Source organism: Microcystis wesenbergii FACHB-1317, assembly GCF_014696875.1.
Lineage (GTDB): Bacteria > Cyanobacteriota > Cyanobacteriia > Cyanobacteriales > Microcystaceae > Microcystis > Microcystis wesenbergii_A.
Genome location: NZ_JACJQV010000092.1, coordinates 1 through 20,423 on the forward strand (window position 1 = coordinate 1; position 20,423 = coordinate 20,423).

The following is a 20,423-nucleotide window of genomic DNA, read 5'->3' on the forward strand; positions in this document are numbered from 1 at the left end:
AAGCCTTGTTATACTCTTTTTCTAACTCGGTTAATTTTCTATTTTTCGATTTCTTTTTCGGTGTATAACTATTACTATGGTATGCAGCTATTCCCTGATAACCACTGTCTTCTCTGCTGGTAGTTAAAGGATGAAAACGAACTCGACTTTTTTTAAATAAACTAAAATCATGACCTCTACCTTTCCCACAAAAGACACAGATAATTTCCTCGGTATTTTGAGCAGCTACTAATTGGGATTTTCAAGTATGATAACCTCTTTTACCCCCCAAAAAATCTTTCTGTTTCTTTTTGGGGCGTTCAATGGGAGTTTCCGTTACATCCATTACCGTTACGACCGGTATCTCTGCTTGATTTAGTAGAGCTTTTTTTCCTTTTAAACGGAAGTTTCCCGATTGTCAAAGCATTTTTTCCGTCTTATTTACAATCCGACATATAGTTGATTCTGATATTTGACCGCTTGTACCAATGTGAAAATATGTTCTATATTCTCGCCAATATTCTAACGTTACTAAAACTTGTTCTTCTATAGATAGTTTAGGTTTCGGTCCCCTTTTAGATACTGAATTAGATTCAGCTTCAACACTTTTTACTGATTCTACCATCTTTCTGTAGGTTTGTTTATACACGCCGAAACGGCGTTTGAATTGTTCATCTGATAAGTTTTGATAATCCATAATTTTGCTAATAAACATAGCAAAATTATAGATGATTTCCTGACCTAAGATCACATTTTATTCTTTTTTCCACTTCAATCTAAAAATCGAGAAAAAAGCAAAACATTCTATTATACCATAAAAAAATTATGCAAGAGGTCTATTATCCAACAAGGTTTTTAGATTTATTCAGCAAATCCTAATTAAGTCGCCCAATTGACGGGACTCTTCCGACTCAACCGCTAATATTTGCGGTTGCATTGCTTCGCCAAAATGAGCTAAGATTTGAGCGTCAATGGCATCGGTTTTGGCTAATTTACCAGTAGCTTTAGCAAAGTCTCTTCCTTGACGGGGATTAATTAAGGCGACGGCTAAACCCGCTGCTTGTAATTGAATCACCAGTTCAGTTTCTCAACCTCCTGTCGCTTCCAGAACGATGAGGTTGAGCGTCTAAGATTTTAGGGTCTCGATCAGTTTAGATATGTCCTCCTTTGTGTTAGCAACTTTCATCGCTTTACCGACGGGACGGAGGTAAACATCTAGGGTCGCTTTACTAATGTCAATGCCTACCCATTGAGAGATATTTTCCCTGATTAAACCTGAGAAATTGGCGGGATTAATGGTTATTTTTGAGAGCATCCCCTTGATTTTACTCATCCTTGCCCGCTCCGGTCTGTTAGCTTAACAATTGATTGTTTTCGCCACGACCCTGGCGACTGTTCGAGTTTTATCAGGGAGATTATGGTGGTGACCCTTGCTACGAAGCGGTCTTTTCTGACCAAGCTTGGGACGGTCTACCACTTCTCTCAATATACAAGGTTGGGCTTCGGCCGTGAGATCAGGCTTCGACGGTGAGATCAGCGTTCGACAAAAGCTCACGCCGGGGTCCGAACCGCCGAACGGTTGAAGCATGAAACCCAACGCCCGCATAGTTTACGCTACCGCTAACCCATCCTACAAATAATTGTGCCTCCCTACTTATAATTTAGGTGTATCGACCCAAAAAATCTATGAAATCAAGAGAATTGATCATGATTATTTTGGGGATGAATGAGAGAGAGAGGGGGACAAGGGTTACAGAAAACGGCTATGGCGTTAAAATAGATGGAAAAAACAGAGGATAAAAACTATGGACGGGATGACCTTTTTTCAGAAAAGTGCGGGACAGTGGAAATCTCAGCGCACCACCCATCATTTACCCTTTCGACGCGCAGAAACCGGCGATTCCGAGATTTATGTGGAAGCTTTAAGCGCCGATAACCCGAAAATTATCGCTATCTGTGAAATGCACGAAGTCGATCCCGCTAAGACTGTGGGGGGTGCCTTTGTCAGTTGGGATGGTTCGATGCAGTGGGACAAAGAAAACGAAAATCATCAAGGAACCACCGTTTTTGCGCTAATTCCCGATGAAGATAATCCCCAAGCGGGTGTTCTGTTGCGGGAGCGAGGTTATGCGGAAATCATTCCCGTGGCGGGCCGTTATCACATTGATGAACAGGAAGGTTTAGTCTTAATTACAGAATACGAAACTATGACCTCGATCGAGCGTTTTTGGTTTGCCGATGCCGATTTACGTCTCCGCACTAGCACAGTTCAACGTTTTGGCGGTTTTAATACGGCCACTTTTTGTGCTGAATCCCGCAATCAGTCATCGGAGTCAGTCTCTGGTGATTCCCCCGAACCTTCATCCTATTCGATTAGTGGCTGGTAAATTCAGTTATCAGTTATCAGTTATCAGTTATCAGTTATCAGTTATCAGTCATCAGTCATCAGTTTTTTCTCCCATCTCCCCGCTCCCCGCTCCGGCGCTCCCATCTCCCTGCTCCCCGCTCCGGCGCTCCCCACTCCCCGGATGGTAAGCAAGTTTTCTTAACAATTGTAAGAATTTTTAATATTTCTTTTCTAGTTGGCACTTACTCCCTTATCATTAGGAGGAAAGTTTTTTAAGCATTTCTAAGGATACGGAGGTTTACCCTTGGCCATTCCTCTTTTAAATTACGCCCCCAAGTCCCAAAACGTGCGGGTAGCTGGTTATGATGTCGGTGGAGACGAAAAACCGAGAGTTTACACGACGGAAAATGTCCTCTCCCCTACCGACCTGGACGATTTAATCGAAGCCGCTTACCGTCAGATTTTCTTCCATGCCTTTAAATGGGATCGGGAACCCTTCCTCGAGTCCCAATTACGCAATGGACAATTATCAGTGCGGGATTTCATTCGTGGTTTGCTGTTATCGAAAACCTTCTATAACAGCTTCTACGAGAAAAACAGCAACTATCGCTTTGTCGAACAGGTAGTACAAAGAGTTCTCGGTCGCGATGTCTATAGCGAAAGAGAAAAAATTGCTTGGTCGATTGTCGTTGCCACCAAAGGTATTCAAGGTTTTGTCGATCAACTTCTCAACAGTGACGAGTATCTGCAAAGCTTTGGTTATGATACTGTTCCCTACCAACGTCGTCGCACCCTAGCCAGCCGCGAAATCGGTGAACGTCCATTCAACATCACCTCGCCTCGCTACGATGGCTACTATCGTGGTATTTTGGGCTTCCCCCAAATCGTTTGGCAGAATGCTGTCCGTCGCTATGTTCCCCAAGAGCAAAAACCCAAAGCCGGCGATCCTTCCAGCTTCTTGGCTATGGCCCGGGGTCTCGGTAGCGCCAAAGGCAATCCTGTACCAAGAGTCTCCGCTATGAATATTAACATCGAGGCTTCTGTACCCCGTCGTTAATTTTTAGCTAAACCTACCGGGGAGAGTCCCTAATTGGCAGAATGACCCCTGAACCATAATCAGGTTATCCTGTGAATTGGTGGCTCTCCCTATGGGGTTGCTCCTGAAATAATCCCCCCACCGAGAACGATTTCCCCTTCATAAATTACGGCTGCCTGGCCCGGGGTGATGCTAAATTGTGGTTCATCGAAAACCAGCTTCACTTGATTATTTTCTAGGGGGATAACATTGACGGGAACAGCCGGAGAACGATAACGTACCTGTACTTGCGCGCGTATAGGAGTGGTGGGTTGAGCAATAGAAACCCAGTTCATCCGTCCGACAAGACAAGCGGCACTAACGGCACTTTCGCGATTACCGACGATAACCCGATTCATGACGGGATCCAGTTTTACCACATAGAGAGGTTCGGCGGCGGCGATGCCGATGCCTTTGCGTTGTCCGATCGTATAATGATGGATACCGCTATGTTTACCCAAAACTTTGCCCTCGAGATCGACGATATCGCCCTCACTAACGGCGATATACTTATCCAAGAATGATCGCATAGTTCCGTGAGCTTCAATCAAGCATAAATCCTGACTATCGGGTTTATCTGCCGTTTTTAAGCCGAATTCCTGGGCAATCCTGCGGGTTTCTGCCTTGGTTTGTTCTCCCAAGGGAAATAAAGTCCCACGCAGTACATCTTGAGTTAGATCATAGAGAAAATAGGATTGATCTTTATTTTTATCGACGGCGCGCAGCAGTTGATAACGGTTATTTTCCGGAGAAAAACGAATTCTAGCGTAGTGACCGGTGGCAATAGTATCCGTTTCTAAGGTTTCCCTAGCATAATGCAGCATCGGGCCAAATTTTACCGCTTTATTGCACTGAGAACAGGGCAGCGGTGTGATTCCCGCTTCGTAACCGGAAACTAGATAATCAATAATTTCTTTTTGGAAAAGCTCGCGACTATCGACGATATGATGGGGAACCCCCAACTGCTCACAAATAAAGGCCGCATCTACCATACCCTCGGAGCAGCATTGACCTTTACCCTTCATTAACCACAGGGTCAAGCCAATAACATCATAACCTTGAGCGTGTAAGGCAGCAGCGGCGACGGAGCTATCTACTCCCCCCGATAGACCGACAACAACTTTTCCCATAAACCTTGTAATGATTTTTAACCAATATACTTTCTAGACTAGCATCTCCTCCTTTAAAATTTGGACATGGTGTACCCAAATTTCGTGTGAGGACAAACCAGTATTATGAGAACAAACTTACTGTTTTTCTCGGCTTTATTTTGGTTAAAAGTCGGGATAATCGCTCAAGGAACGCTGCTGCTAAAAGCAAACTTATCTTTTGCCCAGAATCTTTATCCCGGTCGTCGTTTGCCCCCACCGCCGGCGGTGAGACAACCAACTAAACGTTCAGACAGTCCCAGTGCTGTTAATTGTTCCCAATGTTCACCCTTAAATTTACCCCCGGTTAATTCTCCTTCAGTTCGCCCCCCGGTGGCTGCCCCGGTTTCCGATAACCAACCCCTGAGAGAATACGTTTTTCAAGCTCCCGCTCCCGTGCGTCCTGCCGATGCTACGGTGATTAATAATCATCCTCGTCCAACTGTCAATCCACCGGCACCCAGACCTGAAAATCGCGCCAATAAACCCCCTTCTCCCCCACCACAGCAGCGGGTTATTGCTACTAATCAACTCTTTCGCGTTGAAGTTAAAAGTAATAGTGCAGCAGCGTTGGCAAAAATTAAAGAAATTGAACCCCTCGCATTTATCCGCGCAGGAGAAAATGTGATTCAAGCGGGGTTATTTCAGCAACAATACCAAGCTAAACAACGGTTACAAGAGTTAACTAAACAGGGTTTTAGCGCCCAGATTATTACCCTCAATAATTAGGGTTTACTGAAAAAGTCTGTTGGTGGGGTTAGGAGTCAGGAGCCAGTAGCCGGTCGTCAGTAGTCAGGAGAATTAAGAATGAACGATAGCTTCATGCCTATTTTTCCTATTTTTGAACTCTCAAAAGTTAATTAGGCAATAAGTCTCTAGGATTTCAGCTAATCTCGATCGAATCTCTTGCCTCTCGTCCATCCTAACCAAGAAGTTAATTTTATCCTATTAACTCACCGTTCGCTCATTTCTCGGCTCTTCTAGGTTCTGTGTGATAAGTTTTACTTACATAGGATCGATCAATCTTTGTGTCCTTTGTGTCTTTGTGGTTCGTTCCACCCCCTCGCTAGGATGAAGGTATCTTAGAATACATTTTACCCACCAAACCCAAGAGAGCTATTTCTCGAACCGAAAATTTGGTAAATTGTCTCAAATGCAGTCTAGCAAGCGCATTGATTGTTCTACTCGGATATTTTTTAGTACAAAAAGACCATTTTGAGGTTAACGAATTGATTAGGGTTTGAGCGAACCCATTGGCGATCGCACTTTCGGCATGTTCTACTTACCTTATTTGCTAAAAAGCATACAGTATAAAGGTAAAAGCAATTTTAAAACCCTTGCCTTAAAAAATTAAGCGAACAATGAGTCAGTAGTTCAACAAGCTCACTAACATGAACGCTCGGTCGAACGCTGATCTCACGGCCAAAGCCTGCTCGTGGTGTAAAATATTTGTAGGAACTAGACAAAGGAGTATTTGAAGCTAACACTTCAATTCAAGCAAATTTTGTAGAAATATAACTATCGTAGGGCATACGAAAAGTAACGCTTAGGGAGAGAACCACATCTGGATTGGATAACGCAAGGCATCTAATTTAAGTGGACTCGTTGAACTAAGAATCCCTCGCTTTTAGTGACGGGAGTGCCAAATGACCATACAAATGGTCGCTGACCCTGACGCACGATGGAAACATAAACCCCAACACCAAAGTTGGCAAAACTACCCGCGCAAAGGGGAAGCAAAATCGTTAGACAACCCGATGTGCAACTAAAAACTACAGAATCAAGGTTCCCGAGGATGCTTTATCTCTGCTGATTTCTGAGAGCCTTGTAAATCAAGACTAAAAATATAGTTGAACAGGGGATTAGACAGGGAAAAGAGGAGGGGCAATGGGCTAAAGTGGTTCAGCCTATCCTGTTCCCGAAAAACCGAAGAAAATATGGAGATTTTGCATGACGACGATTTACTTTGCTACAAACCGCAACCTGGTTACCTCAAATGATTTAGAGGCGGGTTTTGACTTCGGGAGTACCTTTAGTCAGGATGGACTGGCTAACTTGCGTTTTGGAAAAGCCGAGGTAACGGGTGAGAACTTTTCTCAGTATCAAATCCAAGTTGCCCCAGAAAATCTGCTGGGTGATCCGCCCGTTTTGGGCAGTCAGGCGATTGCCCTGCAAGTCCGCAAACAGATGATCGAGAATGCGGAAGATACATTGATCTTCATTCACGGCTTCAACGTTTCATTTCGGAGCGCTCTAACGGCTGCGGCTCAACTGCACCAAGTGTTGACTGCCAGAGACCCTGGCGATACCGAGCCTCCCCTCAAATTGAATATATGTTTGTTTTCCTGGCCTTCAGACGGTGCGCTTCTGTTTTCCGATCCGAGAGCCGCCAATGCGATCGCTTACAAGAATGATCGCCTGGATGCTGCCGCTTCTGGGGCGGCATTTGCCCGCGGCTTCCTCAAAGTTGCCGATTTCATTAATCAGACTGAGGCGCGGTGCCAACAGAGACTTCATCTCACTGCCCACAGCATGGGCAATTATGTCTTGCGCCATGCTCTACAGGAATTGAAAAGGCAAGTCGGCAACCAACTGCCCAGACTGTTCGATCAGGTTCTGATGATGGCAGCCGATGAGGATGATGATGCTTTCGATCTCGACTACAAATTGTTGTCTCTGTCCCGGATCACCCGCCGGACAAGTGTCTATTTCAACCGCAACGACCTCGCTCTTTGGGCCAGTGATAAGCTTAAGGGTAATACCGCCCGTCTGGGGACAGATGGTCCAATCCAGCCGCGACAACTTCCTCGCAATGTCTATCCGATCGATTGTACCCGCGTGGTATCTAGTTTTACAGATCCTTCAGAGCATGGCTATTATCTGAATGTCCCCCGCGTTGTCAGGGATATGCGTCTAGTGCTACGCAATCAAATTCCCCCCGATGAAATTCCAGGTCGGAAATACGTCGCTGAAACTAATCGCTATCGACTCCTAGAATGAGTCAGGTTTAATTTACTGCTCTAAAATGCAAACGCCTATCACAAAGGTTTTAAAGTGATTGGGAGATTTGACTTTATCTTAGCGTCAGCAGAAGTCCCATACTCCGCAGTCTAAGTGTCACAACTCATTGTTCGCTTAATTTTTTAAGGGAAGGGTTTTAAAATTGCTGTTACCTTTATACTGTATGCTTTTTAGCGAATAAGGTAGGTAGAACAGTGTCGGGAGTGCGATCTCCAATTGGCTCGCTCAAACCCCAATCAATTCGTTAACCTCAAAATGGTCTTTTTGTACTAACAAATATCCGAGTAGAACACTCAATGCGTTTGCTAGACTGCATTTAAGACAATTTACCAAATTTTCGGTTCGAGAAATTAGCGAACGGTGAGTAATTACTTAGCACACAGAGTTAATTTTGTCAAGCAAAATTCTCACCGCATCGATGATCACATCCGGTTGATCCATCCAGACAAAATGACTACTTTTATCCGCTTGTATTTGCAGAAAATCTCCGGATAACTTGCCTAATTCCAGGTGCATCTCCTCCCGGAGTTGGTTGGCACTTTTTAGGGGAATAAAGCGAGTCCAAAGGGAAGGTTTAAAAAAAGAATTAGCTTTAATACTAACTATCGGTAAATTACCAAAATTTTTAGCCTCACTCACCTGACGAGCGCTTTGGTCGAGATTAAACATTTCTCTACTCATCGTCATCCAGTGTTTAGCGCGACAGAAAGAACGCTTAACTCGATGACAAGAATCTGGGGAAAAGCGACGTAATTCTGGTTTTAATAATTCAAAAACTCCCAGAACTCTCAGAACTCGGATAATGCCTAAAATTGAGCCAATAATCGACATCCAAAATCCGGAGATGAAAAATAATTTTAATGCCTTTAATGCTGGCGACATTTTCAGCATTCCTTTCTCGTGTAAACCATCAGTGAGTACCAAACCTACTACTTTTTCTGGGAACAGATGAGCATACAGTCGAGCATTATAACTGCCAAAAGAATCACCAACTAAAATATAAGGCGGTTCTATTTTTGCTTGGGTTAGTAATTGATCTAATTCCTGAACAATTTGGTAGCTAGTTCGCGGATATGGACTAGAATCGCTCCAACCATAACCCGCTCGATCATAAATACAAACCCTAGCCAATTGTGACAATTCTTCTATCAAAAAATATCCCTCAATTCCTCCTAAACTATGGTCAATAATAATAGTGGGACTAGCCGTTCCCGCTAGACAAAAATGTAGGCGATATTTACCCAGATTAATCAAATGACCCGGCGGTGCTTTTTGTTCTTCTAACCAAACAGATAACGTCTGATAAACTGTCGTCGCTACTAGGATAATTACTCGAATTGATAAAGACATAACTACACCTCTTGTAACAATCAAAAATCTTCCTTTAGGTGAGGATTCAGGAGCCGGTCGTCAGGAGAATTAAGAATGAGCATTAATCAATTAAATGCTCTATTTAGGAATTTTATGCAATTTTATGTCTATTTTTCTCATTTTTGCACTCTCAAAAATTAATTATGCCTGAACTTCCCCCGTATAAACATACTAGCTATGGCTAAAAGTCTTAAAGAGCCTGAGTTAAAGCAATATAATACTAATGGACTACTGGACACAAAATCCTGAATTCCTTACGCAGATAGGGTTTGAGGCAAAATTTTTTAAATTTGACCTTTCGACCATTATAGCTTGTTTCGGGGCAGAAAACCATCAAAAACATGGCTACAGAGGGAATCGCTGACTCTAGAGATTAATGACACCATCTGTTACAATCAGGTTAGCGATCACTATACAGCCAACTCTACGGAATCGCTCTACTCTAGATACAGTCAACGGTACAGCCATTTTCAAAGGGAAAATGTACCCAGTAGCGTCTTTTCAATTTTTTCTGAGAAGCGACCTGCAGTAAGGGTTTTGTTAATTTTTTAGTATTTCTGTATGGGGGAAGTCCAGTTATGCAAGAACTCTAATCATCAATGAAATGGTCGATTTAATGGTGAGCAGCAGTAGTGATACTAAATCCGTTTATTAAAGACTGATTATTTATACCCCCTTTTGCCTATTGCCTATTGCCTATTGCCTGTCCCTATAAGTAGCCTATACTCAACGGATTTAGCTGTGATTAAAAGAGAGCGCCAGCATTGCAGCCAAAATATAATACAAATGAACGCTTGACACGATGATTTTGAGCCAAGTATTGCCAGTCAATTGAGCATAAATACTTAAAAATACCCTCAAGTGCGAGCTGCTACGCAGTGCCTTCGGCATCGCATTAACCTAAGAAAAAGCGCTTAATAAGTTGTTAAATTTCGGGAACAACATTAGCAGTATGCTGAAAATTAGCGAAAACTATTAAGATCATAGACCGAGTTTAATCTTATGCTAGAGAAAATACTATACGCTGATTCCGGCGCAGGTCAAACCCAAGAAATGCTACAAGCATTAATGGATCTCCCCGCTATCCGGAAAGCGTCGATTACCATTCTCCGGGTTGTTCCCCCTCAGATTACCACCGAAGCTCTGGCCAGTAAATGGGAAGAGGGAACCCAAATGCTGACTAAAATCCTGCAAGAAGTCAAAATTGAACCCAGCAAAGTTTCCACTATTCTGCGGCAAGGAGATCCCAAAGATACCGTCTGTCAAGTTGCCGACGAAATCGGCGCCGATTTGATCCTGATGGGTTCCCGAGGACTAAAGCGACTGGAAGCAATTCTAGAAAATTCCGTCAGTCAATACGTCTTTCAACTGACTAATCACCCGATGTTATTGGTAAAAGACGATATTTACGTCAAAAAAATCAAAAAGGTGATGGTAGCTCTCGATAAGTCTAGCTCGGCTGATTTAGCTCTCGATCTGGCTATTTATCTCCTGCGGGATTATCCTTCAGCAGAGTTAATTCTGGCCCGCGTCAACCCCGACTTAAAACCGGAATTTGCCCCCACTTCCCCCAAAGAAATGGAAGAAAACCCGATTTTAAGGCCAGCAGTAGCAAAAGTGAAACGGATGAATATACCCTATCGCTGCCTGGTGACGGGGGGTAAACCGGGAGAACAACTCTGCAAACTCGTCGATGATTATAATGTCGATCTCTTACTGTTGGGTTCGCCCGATCGCCGTCCTTCCGTGGCTAAGAGTTTACCAGATCTCGATCGCCTTCTCGGTACTTCCCTCTCGGATTATGTGCGGGTTAATGTCAATTGTCCCGTCCTTTTAGCCAGAAAAGAAGGGATTTAGCCCCTATTGGGTGTAGGCAGCTAAGTCTTGACTCATTTGATTTAAGTTGCTGGCAATGGCTTTCATCGTCATAAAAGCCGAGCTAAAGGCGATTAGCTCATTTAAGGGATAACTTCGACTCTCAACCCCCAAGCTCAGTAATTGCTTCTCAAGAGATTCAATTTCTTGGATGAGCAATCCTAACTTTGGTGGGTTGAGAATTACCTGGGCAGCGATCGCAGTTTGTTGTGCGATCGCTAAAATCATCAGCCATTTTTACTTTTTTGGTGAGGACGGTGGGCAGGCGTTTGTGACCTTTTGCCCGTAAATATGCACCGATATTTTCCAGTTCAATTTTAAGAACTTCTCGATAAAGAAAGAGGATGGCGTTGAGGGCTTGGTTTTGGGTAGCGACGGCAACGTTTTTATCAACGGCAAGATGGCTCAAAAAGGACTTGATCTCTTCTTTTCCCATCTCACGGGGATGTTTTTCCTGATGGAAGAGCAGATAACGCTTAATCCAGTCCAGATATGTTTGTTCGGTGCGGTAGGAGTAATGCGGTAGGGCGGATCGTCTCTCGCACTACGTCTAGGAGTTTTCGGGGTGGGGGAGGGTTCATAAAAGAGTACGCTAATCGGCATAACACGCTTATCGTAATATTATACGGAAAACTTCTTGCGATCACTCCATTTGAGCGTAATATACGGAAAGATTCTTAAAAAAATGTGTATTTAGCGTGATATACAGAAAATTTCCGCATAATATATAGTTATACGGCAGGACTTGTAAAATTTCCGATGGCTGTAGAAAAGAGATCTGGAGGAGGCACTCACGGAAAAGAATAGCTAAAATGTTGAGCAAAACACCTATTTACGAGAAAACCTAGAATGTGGCAGCCAGATTTAGACTCTCAGCAGAACCTTGCTCAAAAAATTGCAAAGTGGAAAGCTGGGCTGGCAGATCTGGGGCGACGGAATCCTCTCATTAAGTTTCGGCAGGATAGTCCTCGATCGCTAGAAATTCTGACAGAACAGCCAGGAATTCTCTTCAAGCACATAACTGAAGATAGACAGGTGCTGTATTTTCAAGCGGACAGTGACGTTCAAGCGATTGTCCAGCCCAGACAGGCTAGTACAACGGCAGCAAGAAATCCTGTTGGATTGAGAACTCGCCAACAAGGTAATGAGCAATTAAAAAGGCTCAAGAAATTACGCAGTGAAGCGCGACTTTCATTGGAAGAAAAGGGCGTAAATAGTCTATTTTTGGCATTTGGAACACTGACTTGGTATGACAAAGATAAACCAGATGAAGCTTTGACATCTCCGCTTATCCTGGTTCCTATAGAGTTGACTAAAGAGCCAAGACGAGATGTGTATAAGATCTCTATTTTGGAAGAAGATATTGTCCTTAATCCAACTCTGTTACTAAAGTTAAAGCAAACCTTTGGAATTGAGCTTCCAGAAGGAGAAGCGATCCAAGAAATGGCTTACAGTGAATTAATTAGCCAGATTCGTAAGCTCTTGACAGAACAAAAGACCTGGGAAATCAAAGAAAACGTATTTCTATCACTATTTTCTTATGCCAAAGCTGCAATAGTTCGGGACATTATTGAAAATGAAACCCGGATTTTTGCTCATCCAATTTTGCAAGCAATTACTGGCAACCTCAGTGCCTACCAAGCAAATTACAAAGAGCCTCTACCTGCATCAGCTTTAGATTCACAAGTTAAGCCTGAACGAATATTTCAAATTCTTGATGCCGATTCTAGCCAACAAGTCGTAATTGAGGCGGCAAAGGATGGTTCTAGCTTTTTCGTTCAAGGTCCACCAGGAACAGGTAAGAGTCAAACTATCGTCAATATGATCGCTGAACTGATTGGCACTGGAAAATCAGTTTTGTTGGTCGCAGAGAAGGATACTGCACTTCGAGTAGTTTATCAGCGCATGGTTGAGTGTGGTTTAAATCATATGTGCTTGAACCTTCACCATAGTGGCACTACCGATAAGCGGAAACTTGTAGAAGATTTATCAAAAACCATTAAGTATATTGAACATATTGCCCAAAATTCTGACAGGGAACATCATAGTAACTTTTTTGCTCAACTAGTATCGACTCGCCAATCTATTAGCTCATATCTTGCAAGTTTGCACGCTAAGGAAAAGCCTCTGGATAAATCATCCTTTGAGTTATTTAGTGAACTTTTGCGAAAGAAGAGAGAGAGGGTTCCAGATCTTAACGTTATATTTCCTAATTTCAATCAATGGTCTTTTGATCGACTACAGCAAGCAAAGAATTTACTGAATCAGCTAGCTCAGTTTCTACTATTTTTCAATGGAGGGAAGACAACAATTTGGGCAAGAAGCTCTCTTAATTCTTACTCATTTGAGCTTGAATTAGAATTGAGAGAAAAAATCGAAGAGTTTCAGCAAGCAATAGTTTTAAGTAAAAATATTAATCGACAGCTTCAATCAACTTTTCAAGTCGATGCTTTGTCGGATTTAGAGTCTACAGAGACTTGCTATGCTGCCTTGTCTCATGTATTAAAGGCTCCAATAGAGCTACCGGAAAATTGGACTAGAACAGATATTTCAATTGCACAAAACGCTTTTGCCAAATTGAAAGCTGATGTTCAGGTGATTGAAAATTTTGAACCCCACTTAAAACAAAGATACTCTTCTGAGTTATTTTCTCCAGAGCTACCTCGATTGTCTGAAAGATATCAGAAGTATAGTCGCTTTTGGTTTATTCGGATCTTTAATCCTAGCTACTGGCGCGATCGTAGATATCTAAAGAAGTTGCGTATTACCAAGAATTCACTTTCTCACAATGAATTGAAACGTGATTTAGCACAGGCTGTACAGGTTCAATATGTAAGAAATCAATTCGGCCAAAGTAACTATCTTGCTCATCAAGTTTTTGAATCTTTATTTGACCCACAGATCTCTCAACAATCAGAATTACAGACTATCGAACAAGCTTTAAGCTGGCTGATTGGGTTACAGCAATATACTCTTCCTGCTGATTGTGTTCAAAATGTTGTAAGTTCTTCCTCCCGACGGCGTGAACTTGCCCAATTCATTCAGCAACTTGAATCGAACCGCGATCAAATTCGGAAGGGCTTAGATTTTCTACTATCACATTTTGATGAAAATGATGTTGCCGATTGCAACTCATCTTCTCATACAATCCCCTTTGATAACTTGAAAACGTTTTTGGATGTAGCTCAGTCTGAGCTGCCTTACTTCCAAGAATGGTTAACTTACAGAGAAACTTGTGAAAAACTCGAAAATCTGGGCTGTAAGAAGTTTTTAGATGCTTTGCGTAGCAGCAGACTGGACTCTGAGCTTTGGTTCCCAGTTCTAGAAAAGCTGATTTACCAAACTTGTCTTGATTCAATTCTTGCTCGAAAACCTGAGTTGAAGAACTTTAGACTTGAGGTACATGAACGTCAAATCAGGGAGTTTGCTAGACTTGACTACGATCAGTTGGATGTTGCTAGAGAACGCTTGAAACGCCTTCATGCAGAGAACTGGCAGAGCTTTGAGAGAACTTCAATTGCTCAATCTGAGTTGCCGAGGTTGAAAAAAGAAGCAACTAAGAAAAGACAACATTTACCGATCCGCAAACTTCTTAATGATAAACAAAAGGGAATTCAAAATATAGCTAAAACTCTAAAGCCTTGCTGGATGATGAGTCCATTATCGGTTAGTCAATATATTGATCCGAATGTGATTCATTTTGACGTTCTCATTTTTGATGAAGCTTCTCAACTTCGGACTGAAGATGTTGTTTCTTCGATTATCCGATCTGATCAGGTCATTGTGATTGGTGATAGAAAACAACTTCCGCCCACGTCATTTTTCTCAACGGGTGACAATGAGGAAGACATAGATGATGAAAACGATGCGAGCTATGAAAGTATCTTAGATGAATGTTCAAACTTTATGTTTGGGCGTACACTGAAGTGGCACTATCGTAGCCAAGATGAGCGATTAATCGCCTTCTCAAATCTTCATTTTTATGACTCTCAATTAGTTACATTTCCCAATCCTATTCAAAATCCGGATTTGGGAGTGTGGTTTGAGCACGTTCCCGATGGCGTTTACGATCGTGGCGGACGTAGAGATAACCAACGTGAGGCAGCAATCGTTGCTCAGTTAGTGTTAAAGCATGTCCAACAGTCTTCTAATCAGTCTCTTGGAATCATTGCGTTTAGCGAAGCTCAAGCTGATGCTATTCAGGAGCAGATAGAGATTTTGGGAGGAAATTACCCTAACTTGGAAGATTTTTGCCGTGATAACTCGCCTCAATTTTTTCTCAAAGCATTGGAGAATGTGCAGGGTGATGAGCGAGATGTAATTTTACTAAGCGTTGGATATGCCCGTGATCCTCAAGGCAAACTATCTCTGAATTTTGGTCCACTCAATAAGAAAGGTGGAGAACGACGACTGAATGTGGCTGTCACACGAGCCAAGAGCAAAATCACTCTAGTTTCTTCTATACTTGCTGGTGATATTGATATAACACGCACCCAAAGTGAAGGCGTAAGATTGTTACGTGACTATTTAGAATATGCAGCAAGTGGTGGTGAACGCCTACAAGGTAACTCGTACACTGATAGTCTTCACTTTGATTCACCATTTGAAGAAGATGTATATCACACTATAAGACAGCATTCGTTGCTACAAGAATATATAATCCGTACTCAAGTTGGATGTTCAGGATATCGAATTGATTTAGCCATTGCTCATAACAGTCGTCCAGGAGAATTTTTATTGGGGATTGAGTGCGACGGCGCATCATATCATAGTTCGTCTACAGCAAGAGATCGAGATCGTCTAAGACAACAAGTGCTTGAAAGACTAGGTTGGCGTATTCATCGAATTTGGTCAACAGAATGGTTTCGTAATAAACCGGAGCAAATCCGTTTATTGATAGAAAGAATCAATAAACTCCGATAAATTATGTAGTCGATATTGTCGTGTTTAGCTGCGTCAACTATGCCGTATAACAACCCTGTTGGAGCGGACTGAAAAGAGATCTTGGAGGTGATGCAAAAGTTACTGGCAGCCGCTCAACAGGAACGTTATGCTGCAACACTTGACAGGAAAACTAGTCAGCAAGACTCCTTTAAAAAATAGCTTATGTCAAAGACAGACCCAGCCAAAAAATTCATAGAAAAACTTGGACAGCAGAATTCAGATTATACAAGTCCTGAATCAGCACAAAATTTAGCTAATTCTCTTGAGTCTTTATCGACAGATATTTATACTGATAGTCAAAGATTTATTTATGAATTACTTCAGAATGCGGATGATGCAAGTAGTACCTATGGAAGTCTTGAACTAGCTATTAAAATTGTAGATCAATATTTAGTAGTTTCACATAATGGCGAACCCTTTACACAAGTAGATATTGAATCCGTTTGTAGTGTTGGGGATGGGAACAAAAGAGGTGATGCAAATAAAACTGGATTTAAAGGGATTGGATTTAAGTCTGTTTTTTCGCATTCTGATTTAGTAATCATCAATTCTGGAAACTATTGTTTTAAGTTTGACAAAGAACACTGGGGTGGTTACTGGAAGGATAATTGGGGAGTAAAAGAAGATTGGGAAGCTGAAAGAGTAAGGAAACAAAAGCAGAAAAACATTAAAATGCCTTGGCAGATTATTCCAATATGGACTGATTTACCGCAAGAATTAATCACTACAAAAAGTTTCAATGTATCTACAATTATTAGATACCAAGACACCGAAAAACTTCAAAAAGATCTATTTGAATTATTTTCTAATACACAAATATTGCTTTTTCTGAGAAGCAAGCAAATAAAAATCACCATTTCTAAAAACTCATTGACTTTTGCAATAGAGAAAATCACACAGAATGGTGTGGTTATTCTTAAAAAGTGCGATCGCCTCGCCCGTAGTTGGGTTGACGCAAGGAAACCCAACATCAATCAACTCATAACAGTGCGATCGTCGATCTTGTAGGGTGCGTTAATGAAATGTAACGGTGCGATCTACGTCATTCTACTATAGTAAAAGGATTTTATTGCTATGCTAGAGATTAAGTGTCAGCAGTTATCATAGATAGGCGGTTCATATCGTGGACATTGTAATTGAGTCAACGAGCGGATTTGAAAAGGATCTTGACCAACTGGGCAAAGACGACAAAGCTATAACAGTCAAAAAAATCAATGATTGTGCCAGTCTATTCCCAACTCAAAAAAAGCACGTTTATCGTAAGCTTCATCGCTTCCCTCTGTTATCAGGACTAAATGGATATGAATCTTCTCTGTACACGTTGAAGGTTTCGCAAAAGCTAAGGGTGATTTTAGCGATCGACGAAGATCCTATTTTTGGACAAGTTATATTTACCCTTTTTCGAGTAGTGAAGTGTGATGACCTTGCCAAAACATATCAAAGCATTGCAAAGTCTCTGTACCAAGAAATATCCCATCATCATGATCGAGAAATAGCTCAACTCTCATAATTTTTTTATGGTACAAACTCCGCCGATTCAAAAATGAAACGCATCAGGTACAATCAGCTAATACCGCTGCCCCGGACTGGAGCGACTACAATAGAAAAGTAACCCTAGCTTCACGAGTATATGGTTTCATCAAAATTAATCGCGACATTAAGAGAACTGAGCCGCTCAGACAAGTTTTACATTATGCAGTTTCTGATCTCTGAGCTAGCCCAGCAGGAAACCGAGCTAATTAAGCCTGAACAAGCTTATCCAGTATGGTCTCCCTATGGCGCGGATGAGGCTGCGGATACAATGTTAAAAGCGCTACAGGCTACCAAAGCTCAAAACCATGCCTAACACCGAGCGGTATCCATTTCTTGCTGGCGATGCCACTTTAGGTGAAGCTAGTTTTCGCCCCTACTTGCCATTCACCCTGGTTCATCAACAGGTTTCTATTGCAGCATCCGGACTGCTGGACACTGGTGCAAGTGTTAATGTGCTGCCGTATTCAATAGGGGTCGAGCTTGGGTACAATTGGGAACGACAAACAACAGCACTGAGTTTGACAGGAAATTTGGCTCAGTACGAGGCGCGTGTCGTGCTTGCCCAAGCCGTCGTTGGGCAGTTTGAGCCTATTCAACTGGTTTTTGCTTGGACACAGGCTACAAATGTTCCGCTCATTCTGGGGCAGGTGAATTTTTTTATGGAGTTCGATGTTTGTTTCTACCGTTCACAGCTAGAGTTTGCAGTTAGCCCTAAAGTTAGCCCTAAAGCTCTTTTGGAGTAGGTTGTTGATGTTCTTGCCAGCCACCTAACACTGCGTGGCAGCGGACGAAAGCTGCTGGTGCTGAGTTAGAGGTTATCTGCCGCCGCTGCACTTCACCGTTAGACAGCCGCAAAAACTTATTGAACAGACATAGGAGAGAAACTCATGAGTTCAAGCTGAGCAACAAGAACCACATCATGTCCAGCATCAATTAGAAATCTCGCAGTGATTGCGTAAACGTCTTGATCGAGAAGAAATTTGGCTCTTCGTTACTTGGTATGGTTCGATAGGGGGGCATAAATCGAGTAAATCCTTATCTGGCAAGAGACTTAATTGATTAGTTCGCTCTAGAGCAAAAACAATTGACAAAAATCGCTAAATGCCTTTCTATATAAGGGTTCCATCCCTTATAACCCCCGTCCATTGCATAACACAAACCGAAGAGCCAGAAATTTCATTATTAAGCCGACACGAGTTTAATGTCTTCAGCCGCTACTAAAGCGATAGCATATTGCAGACAAGCACGAATGTCTTCAATTTGTAAATCAGGGTAATAATCCTGAATAATTATACTGAAAGAGAGTCCCTCATTTAGCAACTCAAGAACACTCTGCACAGTGATGCGCGTCCCTTCTATGCAGGGCTTCCCAAAATGAATTTGAGGGTTAACAGAAATTTTATACATTGTTGTCACCTAGTCGTAAGATGCCCTTATTTTAGATCACATTGCACAAAAAAAGCCGTATAACAAGTCGCTGCACCGGAACGCCGTCATTTGGTTGGTTAAGTGTGATGCCGAAGGCACTGCGTAGCAGCACGCCGATCTTGTAGGGTGGGTTAATGAAATGTAACGGTGCGATTCGTTTCTAGGGGAATAAATAGTCTAGAGTAGCCTGTAGGTTGAACTTCGGCCGTGAGCTTTTGCCGAACGGTTGACGCAAGGAAACCCAACCATATCAAGTTTGCTGTGAGGTTCCGCTGTTGCTACAATTTGATCCCACATCCATAATTCTATCAAGCTAAAATGGAGTGCTATCTAGAAGGAACTTATGATGAAATACAAAATTGTCCTTTATCGTTCTGAAGAAGGAATTACTGTTGGCGTTCCTGCGCTCCCCGGTTGTTGGTCCGAGGGAGATACTGAGGAAGAGGCATTAACCAATATCCAAGATGCAATTCGTGAGTATCTTGCAGCCTTAGAAGAACGCTTGCAAGATGGGGAAATTCGTGAAATTGAAATGCAGGTGTAACTATGCCTAGAATTCCTGGCGTAAATCACCTAGATGCAGTACGAGCCTTGGAGAAGGTAGGCTTTCGGATCATTCGCCAAGGCAAACATATCATCATGAGTGATGGGGTGCGTCAAGTTGCTCTTCCAAGGCACAATCCAATTAAGGCATTTACAATGGGTGGAATTGTTCAAGATGCTGGTTTGACAGTCGCAGAATTTCGTCAACTATTATGAGTGCGATGCCAAAGGCACTGCGTAGCAGATCGCCTCGCCCGTAGGTTGGGTTGACGCAAGGAAACCCAACATCAATCAACTCATAACAGAGTGCGATGCCGAAGGCACTGCGTAGCAGCACGCCGATCTTGTAGGGTGCGTTAACGAAGTGAACGCACCTTATCTAATGTTCAAAATCCGTGGGTTACGCTAACGCTAACACAGGCTACATCATATCGATCGCCAAGATTAAGTGATTGCCAAAGCGATCGGGTATAACACAACGTTGCACCTGACTTAATAAAGCAACGGCTTTCTAAACCTATGACCATCCGGTTCTACGACTATAAATGCTCCTGCTAGTTCCACTTCGGAGTAATTTTTGATGATTCGCGCTAATTCCCCATGAACTGCATTAACTGTCGTGGGTAATACCCGAAGGTAAATAACTCCAGTTCCTAATGCTCTGACAAAAACAAGATTCCCGTAATCCCTATCTCGTGTGACGAGGATACGATTTTCCTGCTGAGATGTCCTAATGGGACTTAAACAAATTTCAAGCCCAAACAAAGCCTAAACTGGCTTTATAAGCGGCAAACACGTCATGATTGTCGAGCAGCCACTTAAAGAAACGGAAAGACATCGCTACGCGAAAAGCTGCCAAGGCCTCAACAAAAGTGTTTAAAGGTCGATTTGCCCACCGCCTTTGTAGTCCCCCAGTCAACTTATGCCACAGGATAAATGTATAGGCACAAAACACCAAGATAAAATGACGAAGTAAGCTTCGTTTATCCCTGACTTGGTATTCCCTTAACCCTAACCATCCTTTGGCTTCTCTGTAGAATACTTCGACCCAATTTCTTTCGGTGTAAGTCCTCACTATCCACGACGCTGTTACTGTATCTGTCTCGACTACATTGGTGATAAAATAGTCAACTTCTGTCGCTTTTTCCCCTGAACTTGC

General features: G+C 42.5%; 19 protein-coding genes and 3 pseudogenes. 12 read left to right on the plus strand and 10 right to left on the minus strand.

What is annotated here, in order from left to right:
• Positions 1-694: pseudogene (locus H6F92_RS05870) on the minus strand (transposase family protein); the annotation flags it as partial.
• 162 nt (positions 695-856) lie between these two features.
• Positions 857-1,294 (minus strand): annotated as a pseudogene (locus tag H6F92_RS26990) (IS110 family transposase); the annotation flags it as partial.
• 490 nt (positions 1,295-1,784) lie between these two features.
• On the opposite strand from H6F92_RS26990, the gene H6F92_RS05880 reads away from it, so the two are divergent.
• The gene (locus H6F92_RS05880; protein ID WP_190357120.1) at positions 1,785-2,366 is read left to right on the plus strand and encodes a phycobiliprotein lyase; all 582 of its coding nucleotides are present in this window, start codon (positions 1,785-1,787) and stop codon (positions 2,364-2,366) included.
• A gap of 264 nt (positions 2,367-2,630) precedes the next feature.
• Positions 2,631-3,383: a phycobilisome rod-core linker polypeptide gene (locus H6F92_RS05885; RefSeq protein ID WP_002803412.1), complete on the plus strand. Its 753-nt coding sequence runs from the start codon at positions 2,631-2,633 to the stop codon at positions 3,381-3,383.
• A gap of 89 nt (positions 3,384-3,472) precedes the next feature.
• On the opposite strand, the gene mnmA is transcribed toward H6F92_RS05885, so the two are convergent.
• Entirely contained in the window at positions 3,473-4,531 is a 1,059-nt protein-coding gene (gene mnmA, locus H6F92_RS05890) for a tRNA 2-thiouridine(34) synthase MnmA (RefSeq protein WP_190357121.1), read from the minus strand.
• A gap of 105 nt (positions 4,532-4,636) precedes the next feature.
• Here mnmA and H6F92_RS05895 point away from each other — a divergent pair, with 105 nt between their 5' ends.
• Positions 4,637-5,278 carry a hypothetical protein gene (locus H6F92_RS05895; RefSeq protein ID WP_190357122.1) on the plus strand — a complete coding sequence of 214 codons (642 nt, stop codon included), beginning with the start codon at positions 4,637-4,639 and terminating at the stop codon, positions 5,276-5,278.
• 1,272 nt (positions 5,279-6,550) lie between these two features.
• Here the strand turns inward: H6F92_RS05895 and H6F92_RS25745 are convergent.
• Positions 6,551-6,775: a hypothetical protein gene (locus H6F92_RS25745; protein WP_242030020.1), complete on the minus strand. Its 225-nt coding sequence runs from the start codon at positions 6,773-6,775 to the stop codon at positions 6,551-6,553.
• On the opposite strand from H6F92_RS25745, the gene H6F92_RS05900 reads away from it, so the two are divergent.
• Complete coding sequence (locus H6F92_RS05900) at positions 6,737-7,549, plus strand: alpha/beta hydrolase (protein WP_242030018.1); 813 nt, start codon at positions 6,737-6,739, stop codon at positions 7,547-7,549. The two genes, H6F92_RS25745 and H6F92_RS05900, sit on opposite strands and share 39 nt — an antisense overlap.
• A 393-nt stretch (positions 7,550-7,942) precedes the next feature.
• On the opposite strand, the gene H6F92_RS05905 is transcribed toward H6F92_RS05900, so the two are convergent.
• Positions 7,943-8,920, minus strand: coding sequence for an alpha/beta fold hydrolase (locus H6F92_RS05905; protein ID WP_190357124.1), 978 nt, complete (start codon positions 8,918-8,920; stop codon positions 7,943-7,945).
• Between the two features lie 1,023 nt (positions 8,921-9,943).
• Between H6F92_RS05905 and H6F92_RS05910 the strand changes: the two genes are divergently transcribed.
• Positions 9,944-10,798 carry a universal stress protein gene (locus H6F92_RS05910; RefSeq protein WP_002795618.1) on the plus strand — a complete coding sequence of 285 codons (855 nt, stop codon included), beginning with the start codon at positions 9,944-9,946 and terminating at the stop codon, positions 10,796-10,798.
• Positions 10,799-10,801: 3 nt separating this feature from the next.
• On the opposite strand, the gene H6F92_RS05915 is transcribed toward H6F92_RS05910, so the two are convergent.
• Complete coding sequence (locus H6F92_RS05915) at positions 10,802-10,975, minus strand: hypothetical protein (protein WP_242030017.1); 174 nt, start codon at positions 10,973-10,975, stop codon at positions 10,802-10,804.
• Complete coding sequence (locus H6F92_RS05920) at positions 10,956-11,306, minus strand: site-specific integrase (RefSeq protein ID WP_190357130.1); 351 nt, start codon at positions 11,304-11,306, stop codon at positions 10,956-10,958. The genes H6F92_RS05915 and H6F92_RS05920 overlap by 20 nt, the downstream gene beginning before the upstream one ends.
• Before the next feature lie 359 nt (positions 11,307-11,665).
• On the opposite strand from H6F92_RS05920, the gene H6F92_RS05925 reads away from it, so the two are divergent.
• The 5 genes from H6F92_RS05925 (at position 11,666) to H6F92_RS05945 (ending at position 18,036) form a co-directional block, all read left to right on the plus strand.
• The gene (locus H6F92_RS05925; protein ID WP_190357126.1) at positions 11,666-15,739 is read left to right on the plus strand and encodes a DUF4011 domain-containing protein; all 4,074 of its coding nucleotides are present in this window, start codon (positions 11,666-11,668) and stop codon (positions 15,737-15,739) included.
• Positions 15,740-15,922: 183 nt separating this feature from the next.
• Entirely contained in the window at positions 15,923-16,768 is an 846-nt protein-coding gene (locus tag H6F92_RS05930) for a sacsin N-terminal ATP-binding-like domain-containing protein (RefSeq protein WP_190357127.1), read from the plus strand.
• A gap of 115 nt (positions 16,769-16,883) precedes the next feature.
• A complete protein-coding gene (locus H6F92_RS05935; RefSeq protein WP_185241021.1) occupies positions 16,884-17,270 on the plus strand; it encodes a hypothetical protein in 387 nt (128 codons plus the stop codon).
• A gap of 120 nt (positions 17,271-17,390) precedes the next feature.
• Complete coding sequence (locus tag H6F92_RS05940) at positions 17,391-17,606, plus strand: hypothetical protein (RefSeq protein ID WP_036403432.1); 216 nt, start codon at positions 17,391-17,393, stop codon at positions 17,604-17,606.
• Positions 17,599-18,036 carry an aspartyl protease family protein gene (locus tag H6F92_RS05945; RefSeq protein ID WP_190357128.1) on the plus strand — a complete coding sequence of 146 codons (438 nt, stop codon included), beginning with the start codon at positions 17,599-17,601 and terminating at the stop codon, positions 18,034-18,036. Before H6F92_RS05940 ends, H6F92_RS05945 begins: the two co-directional genes overlap by 8 nt.
• 439 nt (positions 18,037-18,475) lie before the next feature.
• Here H6F92_RS05945 and H6F92_RS05950 read toward each other — a convergent pair whose 3' ends face one another.
• Entirely contained in the window at positions 18,476-18,700 is a 225-nt protein-coding gene (locus tag H6F92_RS05950; protein WP_002753441.1) for a DUF433 domain-containing protein, read from the minus strand.
• A 367-nt stretch (positions 18,701-19,067) separates the two neighbouring features.
• Here H6F92_RS05950 and H6F92_RS05955 point away from each other — a divergent pair, with 367 nt between their 5' ends.
• Both H6F92_RS05955 and H6F92_RS05960 read left to right on the plus strand, forming a co-directional pair.
• Positions 19,068-19,265 carry a type II toxin-antitoxin system HicB family antitoxin gene (locus H6F92_RS05955; protein ID WP_002738180.1) on the plus strand — a complete coding sequence of 66 codons (198 nt, stop codon included), beginning with the start codon at positions 19,068-19,070 and terminating at the stop codon, positions 19,263-19,265.
• A gap of 2 nt (positions 19,266-19,267) precedes the next feature.
• Complete coding sequence (locus tag H6F92_RS05960; protein ID WP_002776326.1) at positions 19,268-19,480, plus strand: type II toxin-antitoxin system HicA family toxin; 213 nt, start codon at positions 19,268-19,270, stop codon at positions 19,478-19,480.
• Positions 19,481-19,756: 276 nt separating this feature from the next.
• Here the strand turns inward: H6F92_RS05960 and H6F92_RS26725 are convergent, their stop codons facing one another.
• Together H6F92_RS26725 and H6F92_RS05965 are read right to left on the minus strand one after the other, a co-directional pair.
• Entirely contained in the window at positions 19,757-20,029 is a 273-nt protein-coding gene (locus H6F92_RS26725; protein ID WP_323670469.1) for a DUF5615 family PIN-like protein, read from the minus strand.
• Positions 20,016-20,423: pseudogene (locus tag H6F92_RS05965) on the minus strand (IS701 family transposase); the annotation flags it as partial. The gene H6F92_RS26725 and the pseudogene H6F92_RS05965, both read right to left, overlap by 14 nt.

Bases quoted from the DNA above. Each gene is read 5' to 3' on its own strand.
- H6F92_RS05880 (WP_190357120.1), top strand. From the start codon at position 1,785: ATGGACGGGATGACCTTTTTTCAGAAAAGTGCGGGACAGTGGAAATCT.
- mnmA (WP_190357121.1), bottom strand. From the start codon at position 4,531: ATGGGAAAAGTTGTTGTCGGTCTATCGGGGGGAGTAGATAGCTCCGTC.
- H6F92_RS05895 (WP_190357122.1), top strand. From the start codon at position 4,637: ATGAGAACAAACTTACTGTTTTTCTCGGCTTTATTTTGGTTAAAAGTC.
- H6F92_RS05900 (WP_242030018.1), top strand. From the start codon at position 6,737: ATGATCGAGAATGCGGAAGATACATTGATCTTCATTCACGGCTTCAAC.
- H6F92_RS05905 (WP_190357124.1), bottom strand. From the start codon at position 8,920: ATGTCTTTATCAATTCGAGTAATTATCCTAGTAGCGACGACAGTTTAT.
- H6F92_RS05910 (WP_002795618.1), top strand. From the start codon at position 9,944: ATGCTAGAGAAAATACTATACGCTGATTCCGGCGCAGGTCAAACCCAA.
- H6F92_RS05925 (WP_190357126.1), top strand. From the start codon at position 11,666: ATGTGGCAGCCAGATTTAGACTCTCAGCAGAACCTTGCTCAAAAAATT.
- H6F92_RS05930 (WP_190357127.1), top strand. From the start codon at position 15,923: ATGTCAAAGACAGACCCAGCCAAAAAATTCATAGAAAAACTTGGACAG.
- H6F92_RS05940 (WP_036403432.1), top strand. From the start codon at position 17,391: ATGGTTTCATCAAAATTAATCGCGACATTAAGAGAACTGAGCCGCTCA.
- H6F92_RS05945 (WP_190357128.1), top strand. From the start codon at position 17,599: ATGCCTAACACCGAGCGGTATCCATTTCTTGCTGGCGATGCCACTTTA.
- H6F92_RS05950 (WP_002753441.1), bottom strand. From the start codon at position 18,700: ATGTATAAAATTTCTGTTAACCCTCAAATTCATTTTGGGAAGCCCTGC.
- H6F92_RS05955 (WP_002738180.1), top strand. From the start codon at position 19,068: ATGAAATACAAAATTGTCCTTTATCGTTCTGAAGAAGGAATTACTGTT.
- H6F92_RS05960 (WP_002776326.1), top strand. From the start codon at position 19,268: ATGCCTAGAATTCCTGGCGTAAATCACCTAGATGCAGTACGAGCCTTG.